General features: G+C 41.2%; 16 protein-coding genes, 17 tRNA genes, 2 rRNA genes and 4 pseudogenes (1 of these 39 only partly in view). 7 read left to right on the top strand and 32 right to left on the bottom strand.

All coding sequences use genetic code 11. The features are described from left to right. Positions 1 to 32: 32 nt before the first annotated feature. The 4 genes from AFK25_RS02210 to queG form a co-directional block, all read right to left on the bottom strand. Positions 33 to 1,928, bottom strand: coding sequence for a PrkA family serine protein kinase (locus AFK25_RS02210; RefSeq protein ID WP_009373577.1), 1,896 nt, complete (start codon positions 1,926 to 1,928; stop codon positions 33 to 35). A 281-nt stretch (positions 1,929 to 2,209) separates the two neighbouring features. Continuing rightward, positions 2,210 to 2,683: a tRNA (uridine(34)/cytosine(34)/5-carboxymethylaminomethyluridine(34)-2'-O)-methyltransferase TrmL gene (gene trmL, locus AFK25_RS02205; RefSeq protein ID WP_009373579.1), complete on the bottom strand. Its 474-nt coding sequence runs from the start codon at positions 2,681 to 2,683 to the stop codon at positions 2,210 to 2,212. An 11-nt stretch (positions 2,684 to 2,694) separates the two neighbouring features. Beyond that, complete coding sequence (locus AFK25_RS02200; RefSeq protein WP_035064551.1) at positions 2,695 to 3,552, bottom strand: amidase domain-containing protein; 858 nt, start codon at positions 3,550 to 3,552, stop codon at positions 2,695 to 2,697. 57 nt (positions 3,553 to 3,609) lie between these two features. Further along, on the bottom strand, positions 3,610 to 4,746 hold the full coding sequence (gene queG, locus AFK25_RS02195; protein WP_035064548.1) for a tRNA epoxyqueuosine(34) reductase QueG: 1,137 nt from the start codon (positions 4,744 to 4,746) through the stop codon (positions 3,610 to 3,612). A 60-nt stretch (positions 4,747 to 4,806) separates the two neighbouring features. On the opposite strand from queG, the gene AFK25_RS02190 reads away from it, so the two are divergent. Continuing rightward, entirely contained in the window at positions 4,807 to 5,469 is a 663-nt protein-coding gene (locus AFK25_RS02190) for a B3/B4 domain-containing protein (RefSeq protein WP_035064544.1), read from the top strand. A gap of 81 nt (positions 5,470 to 5,550) precedes the next feature. On the opposite strand, the gene AFK25_RS02185 is transcribed toward AFK25_RS02190, so the two are convergent. The 5 genes from AFK25_RS02185 to AFK25_RS02165 all read right to left on the bottom strand — a co-directional run bounded on the left by AFK25_RS02185 (position 5,551) and on the right by AFK25_RS02165 (position 9,531). Beyond that, positions 5,551 to 5,624 (bottom strand) — tRNA-Gly (locus AFK25_RS02185). Positions 5,625 to 7,081: 1,457 nt separating this feature from the next. Then, complete coding sequence (locus AFK25_RS02180) at positions 7,082 to 7,690, bottom strand: transglutaminase-like domain-containing protein (protein ID WP_035067854.1); 609 nt, start codon at positions 7,688 to 7,690, stop codon at positions 7,082 to 7,084. A 279-nt stretch (positions 7,691 to 7,969) separates the two neighbouring features. Further along, positions 7,970 to 8,305 carry a DUF3147 family protein gene (locus AFK25_RS02175; protein ID WP_035067856.1) on the bottom strand — a complete coding sequence of 112 codons (336 nt, stop codon included), beginning with the start codon at positions 8,303 to 8,305 and terminating at the stop codon, positions 7,970 to 7,972. Next, entirely contained in the window at positions 8,293 to 8,718 is a 426-nt protein-coding gene (locus tag AFK25_RS02170) for a MarR family winged helix-turn-helix transcriptional regulator (protein WP_035067858.1), read from the bottom strand. The genes AFK25_RS02175 and AFK25_RS02170 overlap by 13 nt, the downstream gene beginning before the upstream one ends. A gap of 270 nt (positions 8,719 to 8,988) precedes the next feature. Beyond that, complete coding sequence (locus AFK25_RS02165) at positions 8,989 to 9,531, bottom strand: phosphotransferase (protein ID WP_049720852.1); 543 nt, start codon at positions 9,529 to 9,531, stop codon at positions 8,989 to 8,991. 230 nt (positions 9,532 to 9,761) lie between these two features. Between AFK25_RS02165 and tnpC the strand changes: the two genes are divergently transcribed. After that, positions 9,762 to 11,210, top strand: a complete 1,449-nt coding sequence (tnpC, locus tag AFK25_RS02160) for an IS66 family transposase (RefSeq protein ID WP_049720840.1) — start codon at positions 9,762 to 9,764, stop codon at positions 11,208 to 11,210. Between the two features lie 50 nt (positions 11,211 to 11,260). Here tnpC and AFK25_RS14965 read toward each other — a convergent pair whose 3' ends face one another. After that, on the bottom strand, positions 11,261 to 11,473 hold the full coding sequence (locus AFK25_RS14965) for a hypothetical protein (RefSeq protein ID WP_049720851.1): 213 nt from the start codon (positions 11,471 to 11,473) through the stop codon (positions 11,261 to 11,263). A 483-nt stretch (positions 11,474 to 11,956) separates the two neighbouring features. Between AFK25_RS14965 and istA the strand changes: the two genes are divergently transcribed. Both istA and istB read left to right on the top strand, forming a co-directional pair. Next, on the top strand, positions 11,957 to 13,159 hold the full coding sequence (gene istA, locus AFK25_RS02145; RefSeq protein ID WP_049720849.1) for an IS21 family transposase: 1,203 nt from the start codon (positions 11,957 to 11,959) through the stop codon (positions 13,157 to 13,159). Further along, on the top strand, positions 13,156 to 13,911 hold the full coding sequence (gene istB, locus AFK25_RS02140) for an IS21-like element IS5376 family helper ATPase IstB (protein WP_035067724.1): 756 nt from the start codon (positions 13,156 to 13,158) through the stop codon (positions 13,909 to 13,911). The genes istA and istB overlap by 4 nt, the downstream gene beginning before the upstream one ends. 351 nt (positions 13,912 to 14,262) lie before the next feature. On the opposite strand, the pseudogene AFK25_RS02135 reads toward istB, so the two are convergent. From AFK25_RS02135 to AFK25_RS02120, 3 genes and pseudogenes are all read right to left on the bottom strand, one after another. Further along, positions 14,263 to 15,482: pseudogene (locus AFK25_RS02135) on the bottom strand (IS110 family RNA-guided transposase). Positions 15,483 to 15,728: 246 nt separating this feature from the next. Continuing rightward, a pseudogene (locus AFK25_RS02130) lies at positions 15,729 to 16,178 on the bottom strand (GNAT family N-acetyltransferase); the annotation flags it as partial. A 683-nt stretch (positions 16,179 to 16,861) separates the two neighbouring features. Then, a complete protein-coding gene (locus AFK25_RS02120; RefSeq protein WP_035067749.1) occupies positions 16,862 to 17,341 on the bottom strand; it encodes a GNAT family N-acetyltransferase in 480 nt (159 codons plus the stop codon). A gap of 142 nt (positions 17,342 to 17,483) precedes the next feature. On the opposite strand from AFK25_RS02120, the gene AFK25_RS02115 reads away from it, so the two are divergent. The 3 genes and pseudogenes from AFK25_RS02115 (at position 17,484) to AFK25_RS02105 (ending at position 20,144) form a co-directional block, all read left to right on the top strand. Then, positions 17,484 to 17,954 (top strand): DUF5680 domain-containing protein, encoded by a 471-nt coding sequence (locus AFK25_RS02115; RefSeq protein ID WP_035067743.1) that lies wholly within the window; start codon positions 17,484 to 17,486, stop codon positions 17,952 to 17,954. Between the two features lie 194 nt (positions 17,955 to 18,148). Beyond that, on the top strand, positions 18,149 to 18,619 hold the full coding sequence (locus AFK25_RS02110; RefSeq protein ID WP_035067745.1) for a GNAT family N-acetyltransferase: 471 nt from the start codon (positions 18,149 to 18,151) through the stop codon (positions 18,617 to 18,619). A gap of 343 nt (positions 18,620 to 18,962) precedes the next feature. Beyond that, positions 18,963 to 20,144 (top strand): annotated as a pseudogene (locus AFK25_RS02105) (IS701 family transposase). A gap of 197 nt (positions 20,145 to 20,341) precedes the next feature. Here AFK25_RS02105 and AFK25_RS15330 read toward each other — a convergent pair. The 19 genes and pseudogenes from AFK25_RS15330 to AFK25_RS02010 form a co-directional block, all read right to left on the bottom strand. Then, a pseudogene (locus AFK25_RS15330) lies at positions 20,342 to 21,347 on the bottom strand (tyrosine-type recombinase/integrase). Between the two features lie 142 nt (positions 21,348 to 21,489). Then, positions 21,490 to 21,574 (bottom strand) — tRNA-Leu (locus AFK25_RS02095). Between the two features lie 58 nt (positions 21,575 to 21,632). After that, a tRNA-Leu gene (locus AFK25_RS02090) sits at positions 21,633 to 21,718 on the bottom strand. An 11-nt stretch (positions 21,719 to 21,729) separates the two neighbouring features. Next, positions 21,730 to 21,803 (bottom strand) — tRNA-Cys (locus AFK25_RS02085). Between the two features lie 11 nt (positions 21,804 to 21,814). Beyond that, positions 21,815 to 21,886, bottom strand: a tRNA-Gly gene (locus AFK25_RS02080). A gap of 8 nt (positions 21,887 to 21,894) precedes the next feature. Then, positions 21,895 to 21,969 (bottom strand) — tRNA-Gln (locus AFK25_RS02075). A gap of 17 nt (positions 21,970 to 21,986) precedes the next feature. Continuing rightward, a tRNA-His gene (locus tag AFK25_RS02070) sits at positions 21,987 to 22,062 on the bottom strand. Positions 22,063 to 22,072: 10 nt separating this feature from the next. After that, positions 22,073 to 22,146, bottom strand: a tRNA-Trp gene (locus tag AFK25_RS02065). A gap of 10 nt (positions 22,147 to 22,156) precedes the next feature. Beyond that, positions 22,157 to 22,241: transfer RNA gene (locus tag AFK25_RS02060), tRNA-Tyr, on the bottom strand. Between the two features lie 5 nt (positions 22,242 to 22,246). Beyond that, positions 22,247 to 22,322: transfer RNA gene (locus tag AFK25_RS02055), tRNA-Thr, on the bottom strand. 11 nt (positions 22,323 to 22,333) lie between these two features. Continuing rightward, a tRNA-Phe gene (locus tag AFK25_RS02050) sits at positions 22,334 to 22,409 on the bottom strand. Positions 22,410 to 22,417: 8 nt separating this feature from the next. Beyond that, a tRNA-Asp gene (locus AFK25_RS02045) sits at positions 22,418 to 22,493 on the bottom strand. 5 nt (positions 22,494 to 22,498) lie between these two features. Then, a tRNA-Met gene (locus AFK25_RS02040) sits at positions 22,499 to 22,575 on the bottom strand. A gap of 35 nt (positions 22,576 to 22,610) precedes the next feature. Beyond that, positions 22,611 to 22,686 (bottom strand) — tRNA-Val (locus AFK25_RS02035). A gap of 6 nt (positions 22,687 to 22,692) precedes the next feature. Beyond that, positions 22,693 to 22,764: transfer RNA gene (locus AFK25_RS02030), tRNA-Glu, on the bottom strand. Between the two features lie 21 nt (positions 22,765 to 22,785). Next, positions 22,786 to 22,876, bottom strand: a tRNA-Ser gene (locus AFK25_RS02025). A gap of 5 nt (positions 22,877 to 22,881) precedes the next feature. Then, positions 22,882 to 22,956, bottom strand: a tRNA-Asn gene (locus tag AFK25_RS02020). Positions 22,957 to 23,122: 166 nt separating this feature from the next. Continuing rightward, positions 23,123 to 23,239, bottom strand: a 5S ribosomal RNA gene (gene rrf / locus AFK25_RS02015). Positions 23,240 to 23,356: 117 nt separating this feature from the next. Then, positions 23,357 to 23,660: ribosomal RNA gene (locus tag AFK25_RS02010) — 23S ribosomal RNA — on the bottom strand; it runs 2,622 nt beyond the window's last position.

Genomic DNA, 23,660 nt, shown 5'->3' with positions numbered 1-23,660 from the left:
TGATAAAACAAAGCATGCCAAGTGCGGCATGCTTATCTGTTTAATAAACTTCCGACATAACGAAGCAGCTCATTTGCCGAAGTGGAATTATAACCGTACTCGTCAATTAAACGAGCGACAACTTCATTAATTTTCTTTAGTTGTTGTTCATCCGGTGTTTTTGTTGATGTCGTAATTTTGACGATGTCTTTTAAATCGGCAAATAGCTTTTTCTGAATCGCTTCGCGCAACCGTTCGTGTGAATTATAATCAAAACGCTGACCTTTGCGCGCATATGCCGAAATACGAATTAAAATTTCTTCACGGAACGCTTTTTTCGCATTTTCCGAAATGCCAATTTGCTCTTCAATCGATCGCATTAACTTTTCATCTGGATTCATTTCTTCTCCCGTTAGCGGATCGCGAATTTTTGCTTTATTGCAGTATGCTTCCACATTATCTAAATAATTGTCCATCAACGTTTTCGCCGATTCTTCATACGAGTAAACGAACGCTTTTTGCACTTCACGCTTTGCAATTTCGTCATATTCTTTTCGTGCAATCGAAATGAAATTTAAATAACGTTCCCGATCTTCTTTTGAAATAGACGGGTGATGCTCTAATCCTTCCTTCAATGCTCGTAATACATCTAACGCATTAATGGACGGCACTTCTTTTCGAATAATACAAGACGAAATGCGATTAATGACATAGCGTGGATCAATACCGCTCATTCCTTCGTCTGGATGTTCTTTTTTCAATTCCTCTACATCGACTTCATTAAATCCTTCGACAAGCTCGCCATCATACAAGCGCATTTTTTTCACAAGGTCAATATCGCCACGCTTCGGCTCTTTCAAACGCGTTAAAATTGTAAACATCGCCGCCACCCGCAACGTATGTGGGGCAATATGCACATCCGCCACATCGCTTTCACGAATCATTTTTTCATAAATGCGCTCTTCTTCTGACACTTTTAAGTTATACGGGATTGGCATAACGATAATGCGCGAATGAAGCGCCTCGTTCTTTTTATTTGCAATAAACGAACGATACTCTGTTTCGTTCGTGTGGGCAACAATCAATTCATCTGCACTAATAAGCGCAAAACGTCCTGCCTTAAAGTTTCCTTCTTGCGTTAAAGAAAGCAAATGCCATAAAAACTTTTCATCGCACTTTAACATTTCTTGAAATTCCATAATGCCGCGGTTTGCTTTGTTTAACTCCCCATCAAAGCGATATGCGCGCGGATCCGATTCTGACCCATATTGAGCAATCGTAGAAAAATCAATGCTCCCTGTTAAATCAGCAATGTCTTGCGACTTCGGATCTGACGGGCTGAACGTCCCGATTCCAACACGCTTATCTTCTGAGAAAAAGATGCGTTCGACCATCACATCTTCAATGCGACCACCATATTCTTTTTCAAGCCGCATCATATTTAATGGCGACAAATTTCCTTCGATACGAATACCATACTCTTTATAAAACTCGTCGCGCAAATGGTGCGGGATTAAATGAAGCGGATCTTCGTGCATCGGACATCCTTTAATGGCATATACAGCACCACGATCCGTATATGAGTACGCCTCAAGCCCTCTCTTTAACATCGTCACAAGCGTCGATTTTCCGCCGCTTACTGGTCCCATTAACAACAAAATACGCTTTCGAACATCTAAACGTTTAGCAGCTGGATGAAAATATTCTTCTACAAGCCGCTCTAGCGCTTCCTCAAGTCCAAACAATTGGCCGCTAAAAAAGTTATATTTTTTCTTTCCATCTATTTCTTCTATCCCTGCATCTTTAATCATATTGTAAACGCGAGAATGAGCAGACTGAGCTACCCACGGCTTTTCTTTTACGATTTCCAAGTACTCCGCAAATGTCCCTTCCCACTTCAATTTTTGTTCTTCTTCTCTATATTTTTGTATTTTTTTCAAAATGTCCATACACGGACCTCCTCCACCTTTGATGTCTAGCGTCATGATTAATACCATATGTATGCAAGGATGTCCGTAATCATTCGTGAAAGTATGACTTTCATCTCAATGTACAATTAAGCTATAATGAAAGCGTGGACATTTTATTGTCACTTCATAAGGGAGGAGATTTCATATGAAAACGCTTCTTGTTCTTGGCGTTATTTTCGCCTTCTTGGCTGCGATTTTTACAGCAGGATATAACGATAAGCCGGAAGTAAAAAATTAAGCGACTTTCATTCGAAAGTCGCTTAAAATACATTTGGAAAGTTTTGTTGTCTTAACGCCTCGTACACGAGAATGGCCGCTGTGTTCGATAAATTGAGTGAGCGAACGTATTCGTTCATCGGAATGCGTAAACAACGTTCCATATTGTTTTCGATTAAGTCTTTTGGCAAGCCGCTCGTCTCGCGACCGAAAACGAAAAAGTAATCTTTCGTTTGATCACTATAGTCAAACGATGTGTAATATGTTTGACCAAACTTTGTAATAAAGAAAAATTCTCCTTCTTTATATTTATCAAAAAGCTCTTGTAATGAATCGTAATAGTGAATATCTACATATTCCCAATAATCTAATCCGGCACGCTTCAACATTTTGTCATCTGTTGAAAATCCGAGTGGACGAATTAAATGTAACGACGTTCCTGTTGCTGCACATGTACGTGCAATATTGCCCGTATTCGCTGGAATTTCTGGTTGATATAAAACAACATGTAAAGCCACATTCTTCACTCCTATATATGATCAATAATATGAAAAAACTTATATTGAATATTCGGCGTATAAGCTGTGGAATCTTCATACGACCAATAACGCATGCGACTATTGGACGTATGGGCATTTACGAGCGGCATCCCTTGTTTATCTTTGGCGACGACGATCGTCGTATGATCAAACCGCCCGTCCCCTTGAAAATCATAACAAATGACATCACCGAGAGACAACTGTTCTGGTGATTTTTTTTCAATAGCTTGAATGCCTGTTTTCGATCCGCTTAAATACCAACGAAACGCATGCGCGACCGTCCACGTATAGCTCCAGTCGTTTTTGCGCGTCCACCATCCTTTTGTTTTGTTTGGATAGCCCATCATCGGAATGCCGCCCGCATGCAAACATTGAGAGACAAAATTTGTACAATCAACGGGAAATGTATGAAAAGCTGGATTATAATCGTTCCACCATATTTCAGCATACCGGACTGCTGCTAGTCGATCATACGTATAACGGATGCGTTCATCGTCATCACGTTCTTCTTTCTTTTCCATTTGTTCTGTTTCGATCTCTGGTAAAACAAGGCGATGGCTAGCAAGTTCCCGTCCCTCAAATACAGCTTCGCGTACCTCTTGTTGTTCTTCAACATACATCCATCCGCTTTGCCAAATGAAAAAACGAAAATGAATAACATAGCGAACAAACGTATACGGAGCAATATACTTTTTTTCAACAATTGTACCTTTTCCTTCACATTTCACAAGCTTTGCATTGCGCTTAGCCAACAGCTTTCTTTTTCGTTCCATTTCTTCATCTGCCATATCGCTGACAAAAAAATGACGGACGCGTTCATGAAGAAGATCGTGCAGCTGTTTTCTCATTCCGTTCCCCACTTTTTCGTTTTTTATTACGTTATGTCATAGATGAGCGAAAAACAACTACACGTTTTCAAACATCGCTAATGCTTTTTCGATTTCACGAATGACGTCTTCATCTTGTTCCCTTTCTTTCGCTTGTTGTAGCATCGGCACAACTTTGCGATTTCCGATTTTCCCAAGCGCCCACGCCGCGGTTCCGCGAATGACAGGACGTGAATCTTCCTGAAGCAGTACGAATAAATCATCTATCGCACTCTCATCTTTATAATGAGCCAATGCAATGATCGCATTCCGTTGAATCGGTTTTTTCCCACGCCATGCCCCCGATAAATGCCCAAACGTCTCTTTAAATTGCCGATTCGTCATATGAAGAATTGGTTTTAATAGCGGTTTCACCACTTCCGGATCGGGTTCCATCTCTGGATGAAAGTGAAAGTCTTTTCCTTTATTTTTTGGACAAACGAGCTGGCACGTATCACATCCGTACAATCGATTACCAATTTTATCGCGAAACTCATCAGGAATAAACGTTTTCGTTTGCGTTAAAAAAGCGATACATCGTTTCGCATTCAACTGTCCCCCTTGCACAAGTGCGCCTGTCGGACAAGCATCAATGCAGCGCGTGCACGTCCCACATTCGTCTTCAATTGGCGCATCCGGAGGAAACGGGATATTTGTAATCATTTCTCCTAAATATACGTACGATCCAAACTCTGGCGTAATAATTGAGCAGTTTTTCCCACTCCACCCGATACCTGCACGCTCGGCTACCGCCCGATCCGATAACTCCCCGGTATCGACCATCGATTTTACTTTTGCATCTGGTACACGGGTGAGAATAAATTGCTCTAGCTTTTGCAGCCGATCACGTAAAATGATGTGATAATCTTGTCCCCAAGATGCGCGACAAAAAATGCCTCGACGTTCTTTTTTTGTACTTCGTGGAGCGTTTTTCAATTTTGACGGGTAGGCAAGGGCGATCGCAATAATGGAACGCGCTTCTTTCAACAACAAAGATGGAGTTGTTCGTTTGTCAATATCCGGCTCTTCAAATCCTGATTCATAACCGAGTCGTTGTTGCTCACGTAGCCGTTCTTTTAATTCGCTAAACGGATCAGCACTGGCAAAACCGATTTTGTCGATACCAATCGTTCGACTATATTGAATAATTTCCTCTTTTAATGCAGCAACGTCCACTATCCATCCCTCCTTTCATCGCTGTTTATGATACAATGTAAAGAAAAAGGAGTGAACGATATGGTAACCATTTCTGACACAATCAAACAGCATGTGGCTCATTTTAAAATTGGAGTCATTACATATGAACAAATTGTCGTCGGCGCATCTCCAAATATGTTGAAGGGAAAACTCCGTCAATTGCAAGAACTATTGTATTTTGACATGGAGCAAACACCATTGGCTGACTGGCCTGAAGTGAAAGAATGGCGATCGGTGTTCAAGCAGGTCGGCACAGATCCAAGCCGCTACCGCCCCTCATCAGAAAGTTTGCTTCGTCGCGTACAGAAGCAAAGTTTTATTCCATCCATTCACTCGGCGGCCGATGTGAATAACTTTTTTTCCTTATATTATAAACTACCGATCGGCATTTATGATCGAGATCATCTAACAGGAGATATAGCCGTCACGATCGGTACACAAGCAGATGAATATATCGGCATCAATGATCGGACGACAAATTTTGATCGAAAACTCGTCACAAAAGACGCTCAAGGCCCGTTCGGCAGTCCAATCGTTGATTCGAAACGAACAATGGTTACAGAGCAAACAACAAATGCAATTCAAATCGTATATTTTCTGCCCTCATTTACAGAAACGCAATGTGAACAAATATTGCAAGCGATGAAAGAGATGTTTATTCAAATCCATGGGGGTACAGCTCATACACAACTCATCATATAACAAATACGGGGCGAAGCGAAATAAAAAAACGCAATGCCCCGTTCATCTTCGAAACGAAACACTGCGTTGTCCCCGTATGTATGGAGCGGGTGATGGGAATCGAACCCACGACATCAGCTTGGAAGGCTGAGGTTTTACCACTAAACTACACCCGCACGCTTCAATCCAGTATACCTACAATCTTTACCACGCCCGACCATGCCTCTTCCTCTACTCGCATACTCAATGAAGATGGATGCGTCGAGGCAACTCGCCACTTTCTCGACGATGCACCGCTCGTGGCTGAGGTTTTACCACTAAACTACACCCGCACACTTCAATCCAGTATACCTACAATCTTTACCACGCCCGACCATGCCTCTTCCTCTACTCGCATACTCAATGAAGATGGATGCGTCGAGGCAACTCGCCACTTTCTCGACGATGCACCGCTCGTGGCTGAGGTTTTACCACTAAACTACACCCGCACACTTCAATCCAGTATACCTACAATCTTTACCACGCCCGACCATGCCTCTTCCTCTACTCGCATACTCAATGAAGATGGATGCGTCGAGGCAACTCGCCGCTTTCTCGACGATGCATCGCTCGTGGCTGAGGTTTTACCACTAAACTACACCCGCACATGCAGAAAAAGTAGAAATTTGTCGAATAAAACGTAAAAATAAAAAACAGGTGCCCCTGTTTCGTAATTACGTTTTACATTATATCGACTCCTCCTAGGCAAGTCAATACCTTGTTCACAACTTTTTTGAAGCATGTAGTTGAAAATGAGGAAGAGCAAGATAAGCAAACATAATCGAGGGGAAACGAATAAGAGGAAATAAAAAAGAATTCCTGCGATTAACAGGAATCCCTCTAGTGCCGATGGTGGGAGTCGAACCCACACGGGGGGCTACCCCACACGATTTTGAGTCGATTATGAAATCGTGCATTTCTCTCAATTAAAGCAAACCCGTATATAACAAGGGGTACTTTCATTTTCTCATTTTTAGTTGATTATTACCGAATACGACTCGAACCTTTGTGCTGTTTGCGAATATTATATAAATTATCTCATTTTTGGTCAATACTTTTTTCTTGCTTTTTTTCTGCATTATTAAGATTCGTAAATTTTTCTGCACTGAGGTAGTTAACTAAAAATGAGGTTCGATTTTGGAGCAAAAAAATCTCAAATAACACTATAAAACAATAATCATTTCATTGACCATTTAGTATAAGATTGAAAACACACTAAGCAAAGACGCTTGGATAATTTTTTAAAAACCAAACGTTTTCTTTTTGTCACTCAACTATTGCCAACCGTTCGTAAAATTAATGGAATGTTCAACTATGTTACATAACCTTATTAAAATACTGGAAAGAGAAATTTTCAGTATAGACCCCCATGTCGTGCTTACGGCACCAGCAAATGATGAAAATACTAATTTTCGGGATAGTTAAATAAGAAAAGAATAAAAAGTTTTCGAAAGATAAATTTTACCTATCACGTTTTTTAAATCTTCGGCTTTGTTAAATTTCAGTGTTGATTTTTATACCACAGAAAAAGACCGAAGTAAATCGGTCCTTTTTGTATGCCTTGTTCAACTATCGCCACCTTTATCTTAAACAACTATAAATATTCTGGCAAATGATTTTTATACATTTCTAATGCATCTGTATGTTCTTCTAAAACAGCAATTGTTTTTAGATGTGGCTTCGCATAAATTATTGGATAATCTCTTTCATCAAATTCTTTTTGAGGAGTAAAAGCTAACTTTTCTTCGTCAATTGAAAATTGAGCATCAATTCCCTTTTTATTACCACGAGCATCTAATCGAATCCATTTATTAAGTGTTTTCAGAAAAATTGCATTTAGAGCATGAATACAATAACCTTTTTCTGGCGTATCAAACAACATCAATCGTTGATAACAAAAACCAGTTGGTATCCCCTGCGAACGTAGTAGTGCAGCTAATAAATTTGATTTTGCATAACAAATTCCTTCTTTATAGTAAAGAACCTCAGAAGCTTTACATGTAACTCTTGTGCTTTGTATATCCCACGAATGAGAAATCTTATCTCTTACAAATTCAAATGCTATTTTAGCCTTTTCCATTTCTGACTGTCCTTCATGAAACAATTCATTCATTTTTTTCTGAATTAAATAATGGGAAAAATTTACAACATCCAATTCTTCCAGATAATCCATTAAATTAGTGGACTCAGGAATTAGTTCCACTTTAGTTCCCCCTTATCAAATATGATTTTACATAATTATACATATATTTAAATAAAAATACAATAATAGTTTACTTAGGCAACTTCAACTATACTACCCGTTAGTCCAACAAGAAAAACGATACTCCTTCTGAAGTATCGTACCCGTTAGCCAACCATGAAGCGAGTTTCACCACAGATAGTGGAAGTTAATTCATTTTTCCATAGGAGACCTCCATGCCAAGTTGCATCACCAGCAAAGGATAAAAAATACTAATTTTCAGGATAGTTTAATTTCATTTTATATGTTCTTAAATACAATATTCTGCATGGCTAAAAATACTCCCCAACCACCTAATCCTAATCCAATCGATAAAATTAACGAAAATGAAGCCTTTAAGGAAAAAGCCACAATTAATAATAAAAAGGCGGTTGCTGGAAATCCCCATAAAACACCAAATACAAATTTACTTAAATTTTGTGTTTGTTCTCCCTGAAAATAAAGCCAAAATAAACTCAATAAACTGACCAATGGTAATGCTGCTATAATTCCTCCAAAGGTCGGATATCTCTTTGCCACTTCTGTTACAATTCCAATTATTATTGCTGATACTATTATTTTTACTAACGTAAACATTTTTTTGCCCCCTCATTAAGAATAGAAAAAGCCTTTTGTATTATCTCTAAATCAGATGTACGAAGATTTTCTAAAACTTTCCTTAATTTATCTTTATCCAATCGAGTATGTCGATACAACACGTTCCTTCCTTCTTCAGTTAAAGTTACAAAAACTTTTCTTTCATCTATGCTACTTCTTCGTTTAGTAACAAGCCCTTTTTTTATTAGTCTTTTTGTATGTTCAGAAGCAGTATTATGGGATACACTTAAATGTTTGGCTAAATCTCCTATGGTTGTTTCTTTGTTTTTTTCAATATGTTGCAACAAACGAATGGCTTGATGAGTAATATTATCGTCGTGAACATAATGTAATAGGTAATAGATGTCCGTCCATTGCTCGTTGATAGTCTCAATCATATTATCCAATTGCATAAGGTTACCTCCTTTCTGTATTTATATCTTAATATAAGATATATTCTTATTACAAGATAAATAATAAAAGTTTATCAAAACCTTCTAACGCAAATTTAATCCTTCTTCAACTATCGTTTCCCGCTAATCAATCATGAAGCGAGCTTCACCACAGGTGATGAAAAAATTTTATTCTTCCATGGGAGACAACCATTCGGCATCTATACGGCACCATCAGAAGGATGAAAATACTAATTTTCAGGATAGCTGAGTAAGCAATAAAAACTAAAATCATGTGTCTTTGATTATGTTCTTCCAGTAGTTCCAAGCTTTTAGATAGTCCTCTAAATCATTTGGATGATGTCTAATACATGTTGCTAATCTGAGATATAAACCAATAAGCACTTCTTCATATAATAGTTGTTCACTTTTGTTCCCTTTAATTATCAAATGACTTGCTGCTGAATTTATCGTTTCTTTAGTTAAATCATCTGGTGAAGAACAAAACGCATAGATTAAATCATAAAGGGGTTCTCCAAAAACAGGAGTTGGATCAATCACCCCACATAACTCTCCCTCATTAAAAATAAAATTATGTACACCACAATCCCCATGTAATAAAAATGGTTCTCTGTTAAAACTATTTCTATTTGGACTTTTCACAAGTTCAAGTACAAAATTTAAATCATCTTTTTCTAAGTGTGAATCTAAAATCTTATTTGCTTCAATAACCCTATTCAAAAGAAAACCTTGCCACGAATCTGTTGGTTCATTTGCCCATCCCCAGCCAACGGAATGAGGAACGGTCTTATAATTATTTATAAGGCGTTGCACAAGCGCCTTAAGTATTTCCTTTTTATTTTTTCTAACATAGTTTGTAGAACCAGAAATGAATGAATAAACTATGTAATTATATGATTGCCCAACATACAGAAGTTTAGGTAATAGATTTACGTCCTTATAAAAATCAAGAGTAACTATTCAGCCACATCATAAAGTGAGCTGAATATTTTTTGCTTTTCCTGTCTATGATGTGAATATTGATAGACAAGGAGGTGAATCACATGTTGACGGTACAACAAGCTGTATTTACAGTTGAGGGCTTAATCGGCAAAGTCCAACAACAAAAACAGCTCATTCATCAACTCATTCAAGAAAATGAACATTTGCGTCAAGAAAACAAACAGCTACGCAAAGAAAATGAACAACTCAAGCATCGCGTTCAAGAGCTGGAAGCACGCACGAAAAAAAACAGCTCCAATAGCCATTTGCCCCCATCTTCTGACCGTTTTGAGAAAAAGCGTTCCTCCCGCGAGCCGTCTGGCAAAAAGCCTGGTGGGCAAGAGGGACATGAGGGGACGACGCTCCGTCAAGTGGAACATCCACATCATCGTGTCGTCCATCGCGTACATACGTGTCAAGGATGTGGGGCTTCTTTGCGTGACGTCAAACCGTTCAAAGTCGATGTCCGTCAAGTGTTTGATCTGCCTCCCGTGTCGATTGAAGTGACACAACATGAGCGTGAAGTGAAATCATGTCCGCATTGTCGATGCGTGCAACAAGCGGAGTTTCCACCACATGTCACGAATCATGTGCAATACGGTCCACGTCTTACTGCGCTCGTTGTTTATTTGCATCATATCCAATTGATCCCTTACAAGCGTTTAAGTGATACAATCGAAGCGTTATATCAACACTCGGTTAGTACAGGAACCCTTGCCAATATGGTGAAACGAGGACGCGAAGCGCTGGAATCCAATATGGACATGATCGAAGACGCCTTACTTAACTCTAACATCTTGCATGTCGATGAAACGAGTTTGCGCATCAATGGTAAACTCGCATGGGTGCATGTCGCATGTACGTCGACATATACGTACTTGGCTTTTCACGCTTCTCGTGGAAAGAAAGCAACGGATGAGATCGGGATTCTTCCACAATACAAAGGGACGATGATGCATGATGCATTCGGTACGTATCCGAGATACACGAAAGCCACACATGCTCTTTGCCATGCCCATCATTTACGTGAGCTAAAAGGCTTCATCGAACAAGGCCATACATGGGCATCGCGCATGACCACGTTTCTGTTAGCCGCCAAACAGGCAGTCGAAGCGCATCACGGTGCACTTTCCGAAGAAGAAGCGAAACGATGGGAACGAGTGTATGATCGTATCCTAGCGAAAGCACAGCACCGATTGGAAACGATGACACCTTTTCCGAAAAAAGCACTCGCTTTTATTCGACGGCTTCAAAAACGAAAGGAAGAAGCGCTGCGTTTCTTATGTGAAGTGCATGTTCCCTTTGACAATAACCAAGCCGAGCGAGATCTTCGCATGGTCAAAGTCAAAGAGAACATCTCGGGTACATTTCGTGACGAAACGTTCGCGCAGTCGTTTTGCATCGCAAGAAGCATCGTTTCCACACTTACGAAACACGAAAAAAACGTGTGGGACTCGTTGTGTCTTCTGTTGGCAGGCGAAACGATCGATCGAGTTCTTTCCGCTACCTAGGGCATTTTCTATGACCGAAATGCCCTATTTGTGCTGGGCTTTTTTATACACTAGCACTGGGGTGAATAGTTACAATCAAGAAAATATGCCTCTGATTCAAGAACTTGCGGTTCATTCAACTTAACGACATATTTGGCGTTATCACTGTTACCAATAAGGTATAAATTACTTATAGTTCCTCCATTTAACTGTTTATACTCAATGGTATTTGAATGAATGATTTTTTTATTGACTAATTCTTTAATTATCTCTTGAATGTCCATAATTTCTCCGCCTTCCATCAAATAATGCCTTATTAAACTATCCTGTCCCGTTTGTTGAATAAGAAAAACGGCTCCCTATACCACCGTTAATGAATTCTCGAACATGTTAGCCACCATGCCTCGCTTCGCGGCATCATAGATGATGGAAGTTTATTCGTTCTTCCATGGTAGTTGAACCAGAGGGTGGGAAGTTTTTAAAATGCCTAAAAGCCATCTCAATTGTGTTTTTTGTATTCCGAACTATTGGTAACGGTGGTAGTTCGTTTTCAGTAAAGAACTCAACTGCACTTGTTTCTATGCCTTCCATTGGTTTGACCACCAATTATTTCGCATTGGATAAACATTTTATAAACATGAAAAGGGGAGGGAGGATGCGGGTGACACTTATTATTGTTAAAGCCGATGATAAAATCCCCAATATAGCCGGAATAAAATTCCCCACTTACAATAGAACCATAGTGTCAATGAGAGGAGCTATGGTTCATGATTACGAGAGGGGAATTTTTTATGATCAAAGAGATGTATGAAAGGGGAATGAGTATTTCCGATATTGCGAGGGAATTGGGGATCGATCGGAAAACCGTCCGAAAATATATTCACTCCCCCAATCCTCCTTCCAAATCCAAGCGAAAACAAAGAAAAAGCAAGTTAGATCCATTTAAGCCGTATCTTCAAAAACGAATGTTAGAAGATGGGGTGTTTAATAGCGAAAAGTTGTTTTTTGAAATTCGACAACAGGGCTATATGGGAGGAAAGACGATTTTAAAAGACTATATGAAACCTTTCCGAGAGACGGCGAAAAAGAAATACACCGTTCGTTATGAAACGCTTCCTGGCGAACAAATGCAAGTCGATTGGAAAGAAGTTGGGGAGGTCGTGATCGAAGGGAAAAAAGTCAAGTTATCGCTATTTGTGGCCACGTTAGGCTATTCGCGGATGAAATACGCGGTATTTACGACCAGCCAGGATCAGGAACACTTAATGGAATGCCTGATTCAGAGCTTCAAGTACTTTGGCGGGGTTCCGAAGAAGGTGTTATTTGACAATATGAAGACCGTTACAGACGGCCGGGAACAAGGAGTGGTGAAATGGAATCAACGATTTTCTGAATTTGCGAGTTACTACGGATTTATTCCAAAAGTGTGCCGGCCTTACCGGGCCCAGACAAAGGGAAAAGTCGAACGAGCCATTCAGTATATCATGGATCACTTCTATGTGGGGACAGCGTTTGAAAGCATCGAGGAATTAAATTTCCTTTTACATCGTTGGCTCGATCAAGTGGCGAATCGGAAGCCAAACGCCACTACCGGCATTCCTCCGCAAGAGCGTTGGGCAGAGGAACAGCTGAAACCTCTCCCGTTGAACGATTACGATACGAGCTATCTTTCCTATCGGAAGGTGCATTGGGATGGCAGTTTCTCTTACAAAGGGGAACAATGGCTTCTATCGGCGGAGTATGCGGGCAAAGAAATTCTGGTGAAGGAGCGATTAAATGGGGATATTCGATTGTATTATCGAGGGGAGGAGATTTCTTACTTGAACCAACAGAAAAAAGTGATTTCATTCGCCGAAAAAATCAAAAAGAAACAGACGGAAACGGCCGTCACCATTTCGCCTGTTTCGGTGGAAGTGGATACTCGTCCATTGTCCGTTTATGACACGTTCCTGCGAGGGGAAAGCTCATGAAAGAACAAATACACGAGTATTGCCACCGTCTTCATTTGCCTGTCATGGCGGAGCGATGGTCCGCCATGACAGAATACGCAGCTACTCATAATATACCATATTCGGAGTTTTTATTCCGCTTATTAGAGGCGGAAATCATCGAAAAACAGGAACGATCGATCCAAACGCTCATCAAACTGTCCAAACTGCCATATCGCAAGACGATCGATACGTTTGATTTTAACGCACTGCCTTCCGTGGATGAGCGCCGGATTCGAGAGCTGCTTACCTTATCGTTTATTGATCGAAAGGAGAATATTCTTTTTCTCGGTCCGCCGGGGATTGGAAAGACACATCTGGCTATTTCGATTGGAATGGAGGCGATCGCAAGAGGGTATAAAACGTATTTTATTACCGCCCATGATTTGGTCACTCAGTTAAGAAAAGCCGACCAGGAAGGAAAGCTGGAAAAAAAGCTTCGCATGTTTGTGAAGCCAACCATTCTCATTATTGATGAAATGGGGTATCTAAAACTGGACCCGAACAGCGCTCATTACTTATTTCAAGTGATCGCCCGGCGGTACGAGCATGCCCCGATTATCCTCACCTCCAACAAAAGCTTTGGGGAATGGGGAGAAATCGTGGGAGACTCGGTATTGGCGACCGCGATGTTAGATCGATTACTGCATCATTCCATCATTTTCAACCTAAAGGGGGAAAGCTATCGATTACGGGAAAAGAGGCTCCAAGAAGAAAAACAGAAGGATCAATGAAAGGTCCTTCTGGGGAATTTTAAACCGGCGATTTTGGGGAAAAAATAATCGGCCTTGACATTATCAAATACAGCTAACAATTTGATAGCTTTTACATCAAACCCTGCAACAACTTTTGTAACATATATCCATAACCTATCTTACAGAATTCAACAATCTATGCTATTATCCCTTTTCTAAAAGACTCTATTATCGTTAATTGTTGGTTTCCGACCAAATAGCCGGATTGACCCCCTAATTTTGGACACATCCTATCCTGAAAACAAAATTTGGAAAAAAACAACCCCCACCTAGCCTTTGGAATATAATTTCCAAAGGAAGGTATTAAAGTTTATATATGGTTTAATCCCCTTATGCACCCACTTTCTCTAACTTCACTTCGTACCCTAACCCCTCTAATTTCTTCACCGTTTGACGCACGATCTTTGCTTCCCGTTGACGATCCCAATAGTCTGCCCCTAATTCTTTATACGGTTCCTTCCGAGTTAACAGGTAATAGATGATTTCTAATATCGTTCGTCCAACTGCCATACTCGCTCGATTCGCCCCTCTTCTTGCGGCTATGCGGTGATATTTCGCGGATAAATACGTATCCTTCTTTCTCGCGGCGGCACGGGCACATTCTACTAAACACGCTCTCAGCTTCTTGTTCCCTTTCCTCGTTCGGCTTGATAACCGTTTCCCGCACTCTCGTAGTTTCCTGGTGCCATGCCTGCCCACGATGCCAGATGGCTCGCTGATGCAAAGCGACTCATATCGGTTCCGATTTCCGCCAAAATTTGTTCCGCGCTTTGCCGCCCGACCCCCGGAATCGTATCTAAGAGCTCCAGCGCTTCTTCAAAAGGGCGCGTTCTCTCCTCGATCTCCTGATCTAATCGCGCAATCGCTTCATCTAGGTATTCCACATGCCTCCATTGTTCGGCTAACATCATCCGTTGATGAGGGCCGGTTACCCCGTGTAATGCGCGCTGGAGTTCTTCCACTTTTTGTTTCAATTTCCCTTTTGCGAGCTGAGCGATGACCATCGGATCGTTTTTCCCTTCGATCAACGCACGAATCATTTTTCGTGCCGATGCCCCATTGATATCGGAAACAACGGACGACAACTTGATGTTCGCTCCTTCCAATACTTTTTGAATCCGATTCAATTCCCGCGCTCTTTCTTCGATCAAACTGCGACGATATCGAACGAGTTCTCGCAGTTCTCGTTGGGCTCGGTCCGGAATATAACTTCCTTTCAACAATCCATGGCGAAGCAAGTTGGCGATCCACTCGGCATCCTTCATATCCGTCTTCCGTCCAGGAACCGCTTTAATATGCCGGGCATTCACGACAAGCGTTTCGATTTGTTCGAGTTCGAGCAAATTGTACAACGGTTTCCAGTACACGCTTGTCGATTCCATCGCCACGTGCGTCACCCCTTTTTCTTTCAACCAGTTCACAAACTCCAGCAATTCATCGGTCATGGTACCGAATGTTCGTATTTCTTTTCCTTCAGGGGTAATGGTACAAGCGGTAATGGATTTTTTATGCACGTCTACTCCACAGCAACGTTCATATAATACCTTCATCGCTTTCCCTCCCTGCTTCATTTCATCTTCAGCTGGTGCAGTAGCCTATGACGAAGCATTCTATCCTGCGTGCTTCCCAACTCGGGAGCGACATTCCGTGGTGCACCAGGCTACTGGGGTCCGTCTATCTTTCGGACTCTTGCGTACCATAGATGCATCGACCTCATGACCCCAGCTGCAAGGAGATATTTCGACAATATTCGTTTTCATCCTTCCGATGGTGCCGAATTTTTTTCGGCATGGGGGTCTATCTTGATTTGGTCCATCATAATCAGTATATACAGAGACTCCGTCCATTTCTTTATCACCGTTTTTTTCGATTTCAAATCCCATTTTCGTATGAAATGCAATGGAAACTTTGTTTACTGGTGAAGTTACACAACGGACAATATTCCGACCATTCTTTTTAACAATATCAAAAAATTCATTGTAAAGTCGTTTTCCAATACCGTGTTTCCTATAATCTGGATGAACCCCAACAAAGTGTATATATGCTTCTTCTGGATATGTTTGAGATAGAAAACCTATCAAAAATCCAACGATTTTTCCATCTTTTTCGGCAATGAAACTTGTATTTTTAAAATGGTCGAAGAATAATTTTGGCAACTTATCAGACATTTGTCTTCCGCCCCACCACTCATTGATTAGTGGAGAGATGACATAGTAGTCTGACCCTTTCACTGAACGAATTTCCATCTTAATCCCCCTTCATTTGTAAAAGTATGACTATCATAAGGGCAAATTTAGTGTTATTCTTCAACTAATTCGCCCGTTAGCCAACCATGAAGCAAACTTCACCACAAATGATGGAAGTTCATTCGTCCTTCCATCCATAGGAGACAACACTATGTCTCATCTATGCATCACCATCAGAAGAATGAAAATGTGAAATATATTATGTCGATACTGTTCTTATAGCTGAAGTCAGAGGTCGATTACAAACTGATACTTCGAGTTCGTATGGGGGTACTGCCTTTTTGGGTTCATAAATTTTTAAGATATTTGAATAAAAGAAGCAATGGCTTATTTAAGCATTACCCTCTCGTTAGGTATAAAAAAATTAATCCAGAACCTCCAATAATAAGTAGGAGCGAGATAAAAATTAACCACGTTGATAGGGAAGGTGATAATGAGAATACGTCTAATATTTCAAGAAAAATAGCTACTTTCTTTTTGTTTGATGGTAAATTTCTATATTCATTCCAACTTTTCTTGAAATATATTACTCCAAAGGGAAAAAGTCCTATACCTACTACTAACATAATCACACCAATTCCGAAAGTGTTCATAGTTACCTTCCTTTATTTAACATTAGTCTTAACTATCTTGTCATGTTAGCCAAGTAAACAAAAATGGAGCTGTTTAGCTCTGCATCGTGGCTACTCCCGATTCTGATAAATATTTTTACGAACAATCCGCATAAAAATGGATGGATTATCCAATGGCTCAAAGCCATATTGTGCATACAAAGAATGTGCGTCTTTTGTTGCCAACATAAATCTACGGACAGTTTGAAGTTGGGGATGTTCTTTAATTATACTCATTAACCATTTTGATAAACCTAACCCACGAAAAGGCTTTAGAACAAAAACATCAGCTAAATATGCAAACGTGGATAAGTCTGAAATAACTCTTCCAAAGCCAATTAGTTGTGCTGGCCCAATTGTTGGGTCTCCTTTATAAATTCCAAAACATAAAGGAGTATTTTTAATTGATTCCGTAACAATTTCTCTGGGGATTCCATTTGCCCAATATGATTCCTTATTCAAGAAATTAAATATTACATCCATATCCAAGTAACTTTTTTCAGTCGAAATTGAAAATTCATCTCTTTTCCATAAAGTTGGAATATGGTCCACTTTTACCACCACTTTCCTTTTTAAAACAATTTTATCATATGAAGATATTTTCAGAAAAATCATTTTTTATGTAAAATCGATATTGACCGAGAACAGAGCCTATTAATTAAGAAGGCCTATTAAAATACCAAGGGGATGAAATATGTACACAGAAGAGAAATTTTTGGACTTTTTAATTAAAGCAAAAAAAGCAACTTATGCATCACAAGGAGACAATGCGTCTGTAACGCCTTTGTTAGAAGGTTCACGTCAATTGGAGTTCCAAGAAGGTCATTTTTTATATCGTGATGTATATTTTGGGATGAGTTATTTTGCAGGCCAAGAAGTTGTCTACTATCAGGGGAATCCGATTTGGTCTATGTGTTATTCAGGCGGTGTGGATAAAGAATTTGAGATTGAATTTGTAAAAGAAGTTTACTCTTTTTTAAGAAAAGCGATGAGAAATGTTAGTGCGGATAATCCGTTTCGTGGACCTAAAGAATTTGTTGAGGGAGATTATATTTATAGAGATAGCAATAAGGGAGAATTAGGTAAGTTCGTAGGAAAAGAGACGATATCCTTTGCCAACGAAGTTGTATATAGTCTTCACTACTCTGGTGGATTTATTAAATAAAAACAAGGTCAGTTTTTCCTGTTTCACTAAACGAAAAAATCCCCTGTTTTTAATTAAAATCTCTGTTAAAGAATGTGGTTGATTTTCTTGTTTAACAGGCAGTTTTCTTAAAGAAGGATATCAAGTTTGGAGGGAGAATTGTCCTTAGGGAAGTGGTTTTTATGTGTACATAATGAATGGAAGGAGTGTTTATAATGAATTTGCAAATCGAGATTCGTAAAGCAACAGTTCAAGACATAGAAGAAATTGTAAGATTGCGTTTGGAACTTTTTAAGGAATTAGGGGAAGTACAGTCGGAACAAGAGGAAGCTCTTGTCACAACAGTTACAAAAAAATATTTAGAGGAAGCACTTTCTAACAATGAATTTATTTCCTTTTTAGCTTTATCAAATAATAATGTTATAAGTGTTAGTGGGATGGTTTTATTTAAACGACCACCTTACTTAGATAATCTAAAAGGGCTTGAAGCTTATATACTGAATATGTATACAATTCCTCAGTATCGAGGGAAAGGTTTAGCAAGAAAATTATTAGAGAATTGCATTGAGGAATGCAAAAAAATCGGGGTAAAACGAATTTGGTTACATGCATCTGATGATGGAATACCATTATATAAAAAAATGGGATTTACTTTTAAAAACAGTGAAATGGAATTATTTATTTAAAAGTCAGTGATTTTTATGTAGCTTATTGGAACTTAGCTATCTCGTTCAACTAACGTATGTCGATAGAAAAGACCGATTTATACCGGTCTTTTTTGTATGTCTTATTCCTCTATCGCATTCGTTAGCATAACAACAAAAACCCTACTACATGGTGTTCACCAAATCGATATTTTTAAAAGCATTTCACGAAACGGTATCCCGTTATTTCATAACCTAATTCTTTACTGTAGATGAGCAAATTCGCTAACATAAATTTACAACCAAACAAAAAAGAAGACATGAACCCGATTCCTTGGTTAGAATAGATGTGCCAACAAACCATTCACAAGGAGGTTCATGTCTCATGAATAGATTAGCACATCACCAAGGAATCCACAAGTTTTTGACGATGTTGGGGTTGGCACTTTATTTCTCAAAACCTGTCATGAAGCATCTCGTTCATATCGTGGATGCGATGATCACCAAGGGGTTTTCGGGAACACTGACCGATCTACATCACGGGAGTTTTCATCCGAATCATCGCACAACACTCAGCCATTTTTTCACGAAAAGCCCATGGGAGGAAGAGACGCTGCTTCGCAAACTCCAACAGTGGGTGCTTCATCGTGTCGAACGCAGCTCGAAACGAGAGCATCACCCCATTTTTGTTTCGATCGATGATACAATTTGCCAAAAAACGAAGCCCTCGTCACGGGCAACACACGCGATCCAAGGGTGTGATTGGCACTATTCTCACGCAGAGAAAAAGTCGATCTGGGGACATTCTCTCGTTTGGCTCATGGTTCATACGATGACCCAAGCGTTTCCTTTTGCCTTTCGCCTCTACGACAAGACGGCGGGGAAAAGCAAAGGGGAACTCGCGATCGAGATGCTTTCTTCGTTGGATGTGAGTCGCCCCGTTTATGTGCTCATGGACTCTTGGTATCCATCGAAAACCCTCGTGGGAGCCTGCTTGAAAAAAGGGTTCCACGTCATCGCGATGCTCAAGACGAATCGGATTCTCTATCCAAAAGGGACGGCCATTCAAGCAAAGGAATTTGCCAAATCTATGGAGCCACGGGATACCCGCCTCGTCACGGTGGGAAAAGAGCGTTATCGGGTGTATCGCTACGAAGGTGCTCTGAACGGTCTCAAGGATGCCGTGGTGCTGCTCGCATGGAAAGCCGATCAGCCGATGACGCCGAAACATCTTCATTGCGTCTTGAGCACCGATCGCGAGCTAAGCGATGAAGAGATCTTGCGCTACTATGCTGCACGTTGGTAGATCGAATGTTTTTTCCGTCAAGCGAAAGACCAGCTGAAACTCGATGGATACCGCGTTCGCGGGCGTCGGGCGGTGAAACGCTACTGGATCTTGGTGCAACTTGCGTATGTGTACAGCATGTTCGAGTCGAACAGTGATGTTTCGGATGGGCTCGATCTCCTGCGCAAGAGAAAAGGACATAGCCTCGTGGAGTTCATTTATCGTGCAGCAAAACAAAATATTCCCATTGATGCCGTGAAAAAACAGCTCCACGTGGCATAAGGGGTACCCTGTTTGTCTCTTTTACATGGTAATTATTGTAATTAAAATTGCTCAACTACAGTTAATAAGGTATATGGAAAAGGACCCAGTTTTGGCCCTTTTCCTTTTATACAAAAATATCAACATTAACATTTAAAAGAGTCTACTAAAATAAAATTATAGAACAACATTCCACTATAAAACGTGAATACTGTAAATTATTTGAATAAGCTATTTATCGGACTAAATTTTGCATGCCCTTGCTGAATCTCGTTGCTGAAAAGATTTACATACACTTTTGTCATTTCCAATGACGTATGCCCCAGTATTGCCTGTAATTGAAATGCATTTGCCCCATTTAACACACATAATTTAGCAAATGTATGGCGAAATGTATGTGGGGAACAGCGAACGTTCTTGATTCCTGCCTTTTTCCCATACTCTTTAATTCTGTCCTGTACTTGCTTTTTGCTGAGTGGCGTATCGTCACGGGTAATAAAATAAATAATCAGTATCCACACTCCCTCTAACAGCTATATATTCTTTCAACTGATTAATCATTTTATCTTGAATAGGAACAAAACGTTCGAAACCCCCTTTTGTGTTTCAAATGCGGATGACTTTTTGTTCCCAAATGATATCTGTTGTTTTTATACCCACCAGTTCATTTACTCGAACTCCCGTTTCCAACAGTAACATCATAATCGTATAATCCCTTAAACCTACAAACGTGCGAAGGTCGCATGCTTTAAATAACGCCTTTATCTGCTGGTTGTCAAACGTTTCTACAATCCTTTTTCTATCCTTCAGCAATTTGATGTCTTTCATCGGATTGCTTTTTATGAGATTTCGTCCTTCCAAAAAGTTAAAAAACGCCCGCATGGCTCGTAAACGGGAGTTGATACTGACTGTCTTAAGACCTTTTTCTTTCATATACATAATGACATTTCGCTTAATCGTTTCTCCTGTCCATTCACTCACACGCAACTCGATTTCTTGCTCTTTCAGCAGTTTTATAAACGCATTTAACTCACTGCGGTAATATTTAATCGTATGTTCCCGCAAATTTCTTAGTTCGCAATCCTCAATAAATATCTCTAACAATTCCTCAAATGTGTATTCAATTTCTGTGTTGTCATCAGATATTGGCAACAACTCCTCACGACTCAACTCTCCTCTTCTTCCACTCTTGCTTTTTCTCTGCAATTTTCTCTCATTTTCCATTCTTTTCACTTTCCATTTCACCTCACCGAACACGATTATCCGCACACGATTTTTCCTTCTCGAATCGTATTCGGTAAATAAAAAACAAGGGATTCCACTTACGTGAAACCCCTTGTCCCTAAAGCCTTTTCCCTATTTTCGATGCCGATGGTGGGAGTCGAACCCACACGGGGGGCTACCCCACACGATTTTGAGTCGTGCGCGTCTGCCAGTTCCGCCACATCGGCATGTTAAATACAGCGATTCAATTATACCACGACACCTAGCTTTGTCAAGCCTGTTCAGTGCCGAGGGCCGGACTCGAACCGGCACGGTAGTCACCTACCGCAGGATTTTAAGTCCTGTGCGTCTGCCAATTCCGCCACCCCGGCGCATAAAAAAATGGAGGCGGCAACCGGATTCGAACCGGTGGTAAAGGTTTTGCAGACCTCTGCCTTACCACTTGGCTATGCCGCCATGAAACGAAGAGCGGAAGACGGGACTCGAACCCGCGACCCCCACCTTGGCAAGGTGGTGTTCTACCACTGAACTACTTCCGCATTATATGTGGCTGGGGTAGCTGGATTCGAACCAACGCATCACGGAGTCAAAGTCCGTTGCCTTACCGCTTGGCTATACCCCAAAATTCTCAAGCATATATGGGGCGACTAGTGGGAATCGAACCCACGAATGCCAGAGCCACAATCTGGTGCGTTAACCACTTCGCCATAGCCGCCACGTTTTTTTGGCAGGGGCAGTAGGAATCGAACCCACACCGGAGGTTTTGGAGACCTCTGTTCTACCATTAAACTATGCCCCTAAAGTCAAGATGGTGGAGGGGGACGGATTCGAACCGCCGAACCCAAGGGGAGCGGATTTACAGTCCGCCGCGTTTAGCCACTTCGCTACCCCTCCGCAGATGGTGCCGGCTGCAGGACTTGAACCCGCAACCTACTGATTACAAGTCAGTTGCTCTACCAATTGAGCTAAGCCGGCATCATTTAACATGGTGGCTCGGGACGGAATCGAACCGCCGACACAAGGATTTTCAGTCCTTTGCTCTACCGACTGAGCTACCGAGCCATATATAGTGGCGGTCCCGACGGGACTCGAACCCGCGATCTCCTGCGTGACAGGCAGGCATGTTAACCACTACACTACGGGACCAACATTGGTTGCGGGGGCAGGATTTGAACCTGCGACCTTCGGGTTATGAGCCCGACGAGCTACCTGGCTGCTCCACCCCGCGACGATGAAATAAAAAGCTATTCACTTCACAACACATGGTGGAGGATGACGGGATCGAACCGCCGACCCCTTGCTTGTAAGGCAAGTGCTCTACCAGCTGAGCTAATCCTCCAAAAGATGACCCGTACGGGATTCGAACCCGTGTTACCGCCGTGAAAGGGCGGTGTCTTAACCACTTGACCAACGGGCCATATATCGTTTCCTAAGTGGCTGGCGGAGAGCAAGGGATTCGAACCCTTGAGACGCTCATCACGTCTACACGATTTCCAATCGTGCTCCTTCGACCACTCGGACAGCTCTCCGTAAATGGCTCCGCAGGTAGGATTCGAACCTACGACCGCTCGGTTAACAGCCGAGTGCTCTACCACTGAGCTACTGCGGAATGATGCGTTATAGTTAATCATTTGTGCTTCATCAACATGCTGCGTAACTTTACTGCCTCTTCCTCTACTCGCATATTCAACGGTGATGAATGCGTCGAGGCAACTCGAAGCTTAATCGATGAAGCACCGCTCGTCACTGAGCTACTGCGGAATAACTTATCTTTTGCCCGGCAACGTCCTACTCTCGCAGGCGGTGTCCCGCCAACTACCATCGGCGCTGGAGAGCTTAACTTCCGTGTTCGGGATGGGAACGGGTGTGACCTCTCCGCTATCGCCACCGAGCAAACATGCTTTAGACAAATGTTATTATAAAGGAATATTTTTTGTTGTCAAGCATTTTTTATTCCTTCAAAACTAGATAACAGGGGTTGCATTGTCGCCTACGCTTTTCTTGTGTGTTTAGTTAAGTCCTCGATCGATTAGTATCCGTCAGCTGCACGTGTCGCCACGCTTCCACCTCGGACCTATCTACCTTGTCATCTTCAAGGGATCTTACTCGCTTGACGCGATGGGAAATCTCATCTTGAGGGGGGCTTCACGCTTAGATGCTTTCAGCGCTTATCCCTTCCGCACATAGCTACCCAGCTGTGCCCCTGGCGGGACAACTGGTACACCAGCGGTGCGTCCATCCCGGTCCTCTCGTACTAAGGACAGCTCCTCTCAAATTTCCTACGCCCGCGACGGATAGGGACCGAACTGTCTC

The sequence above is a fragment of the Anoxybacillus gonensis genome, assembly GCF_001187595.1.
GTDB lineage: Bacteria > Bacillota > Bacilli > Bacillales > Anoxybacillaceae > Anoxybacillus > Anoxybacillus gonensis.
This window is presented reverse-complemented; position numbering and strand designations above follow the sequence as displayed.

What these genes read in the sequence shown, in the direction of transcription:
- AFK25_RS02210 (WP_009373577.1), bottom strand. Translation starts at nt 1,928, where the DNA reads ATGGACATTTTGAAAAAAATACAAAAATATAGAGAAGAAGAACAAAAA.
- AFK25_RS02200 (WP_035064551.1), bottom strand. Translation starts at nt 3,552, where the DNA reads ATGAGAAAACAGCTGCACGATCTTCTTCATGAACGCGTCCGTCATTTT.
- AFK25_RS02190 (WP_035064544.1), top strand. Translation starts at nt 4,807, where the DNA reads ATGGTAACCATTTCTGACACAATCAAACAGCATGTGGCTCATTTTAAA.
- AFK25_RS02175 (WP_035067856.1), bottom strand. Translation starts at nt 8,305, where the DNA reads ATGTTTACGTTAGTAAAAATAATAGTATCAGCAATAATAATTGGAATT.
- AFK25_RS02170 (WP_035067858.1), bottom strand. Translation starts at nt 8,718, where the DNA reads ATGCAATTGGATAATATGATTGAGACTATCAACGAGCAATGGACGGAC.
- tnpC (WP_049720840.1), top strand. Translation starts at nt 9,762, where the DNA reads ATGTTGACGGTACAACAAGCTGTATTTACAGTTGAGGGCTTAATCGGC.
- AFK25_RS14965 (WP_049720851.1), bottom strand. Translation starts at nt 11,473, where the DNA reads ATGGACATTCAAGAGATAATTAAAGAATTAGTCAATAAAAAAATCATT.
- istA (WP_049720849.1), top strand. Translation starts at nt 11,957, where the DNA reads ATGATTACGAGAGGGGAATTTTTTATGATCAAAGAGATGTATGAAAGG.
- istB (WP_035067724.1), top strand. Translation starts at nt 13,156, where the DNA reads ATGAAAGAACAAATACACGAGTATTGCCACCGTCTTCATTTGCCTGTC.
- AFK25_RS02115 (WP_035067743.1), top strand. Translation starts at nt 17,484, where the DNA reads ATGTACACAGAAGAGAAATTTTTGGACTTTTTAATTAAAGCAAAAAAA.
- AFK25_RS02110 (WP_035067745.1), top strand. Translation starts at nt 18,149, where the DNA reads ATGAATTTGCAAATCGAGATTCGTAAAGCAACAGTTCAAGACATAGAA.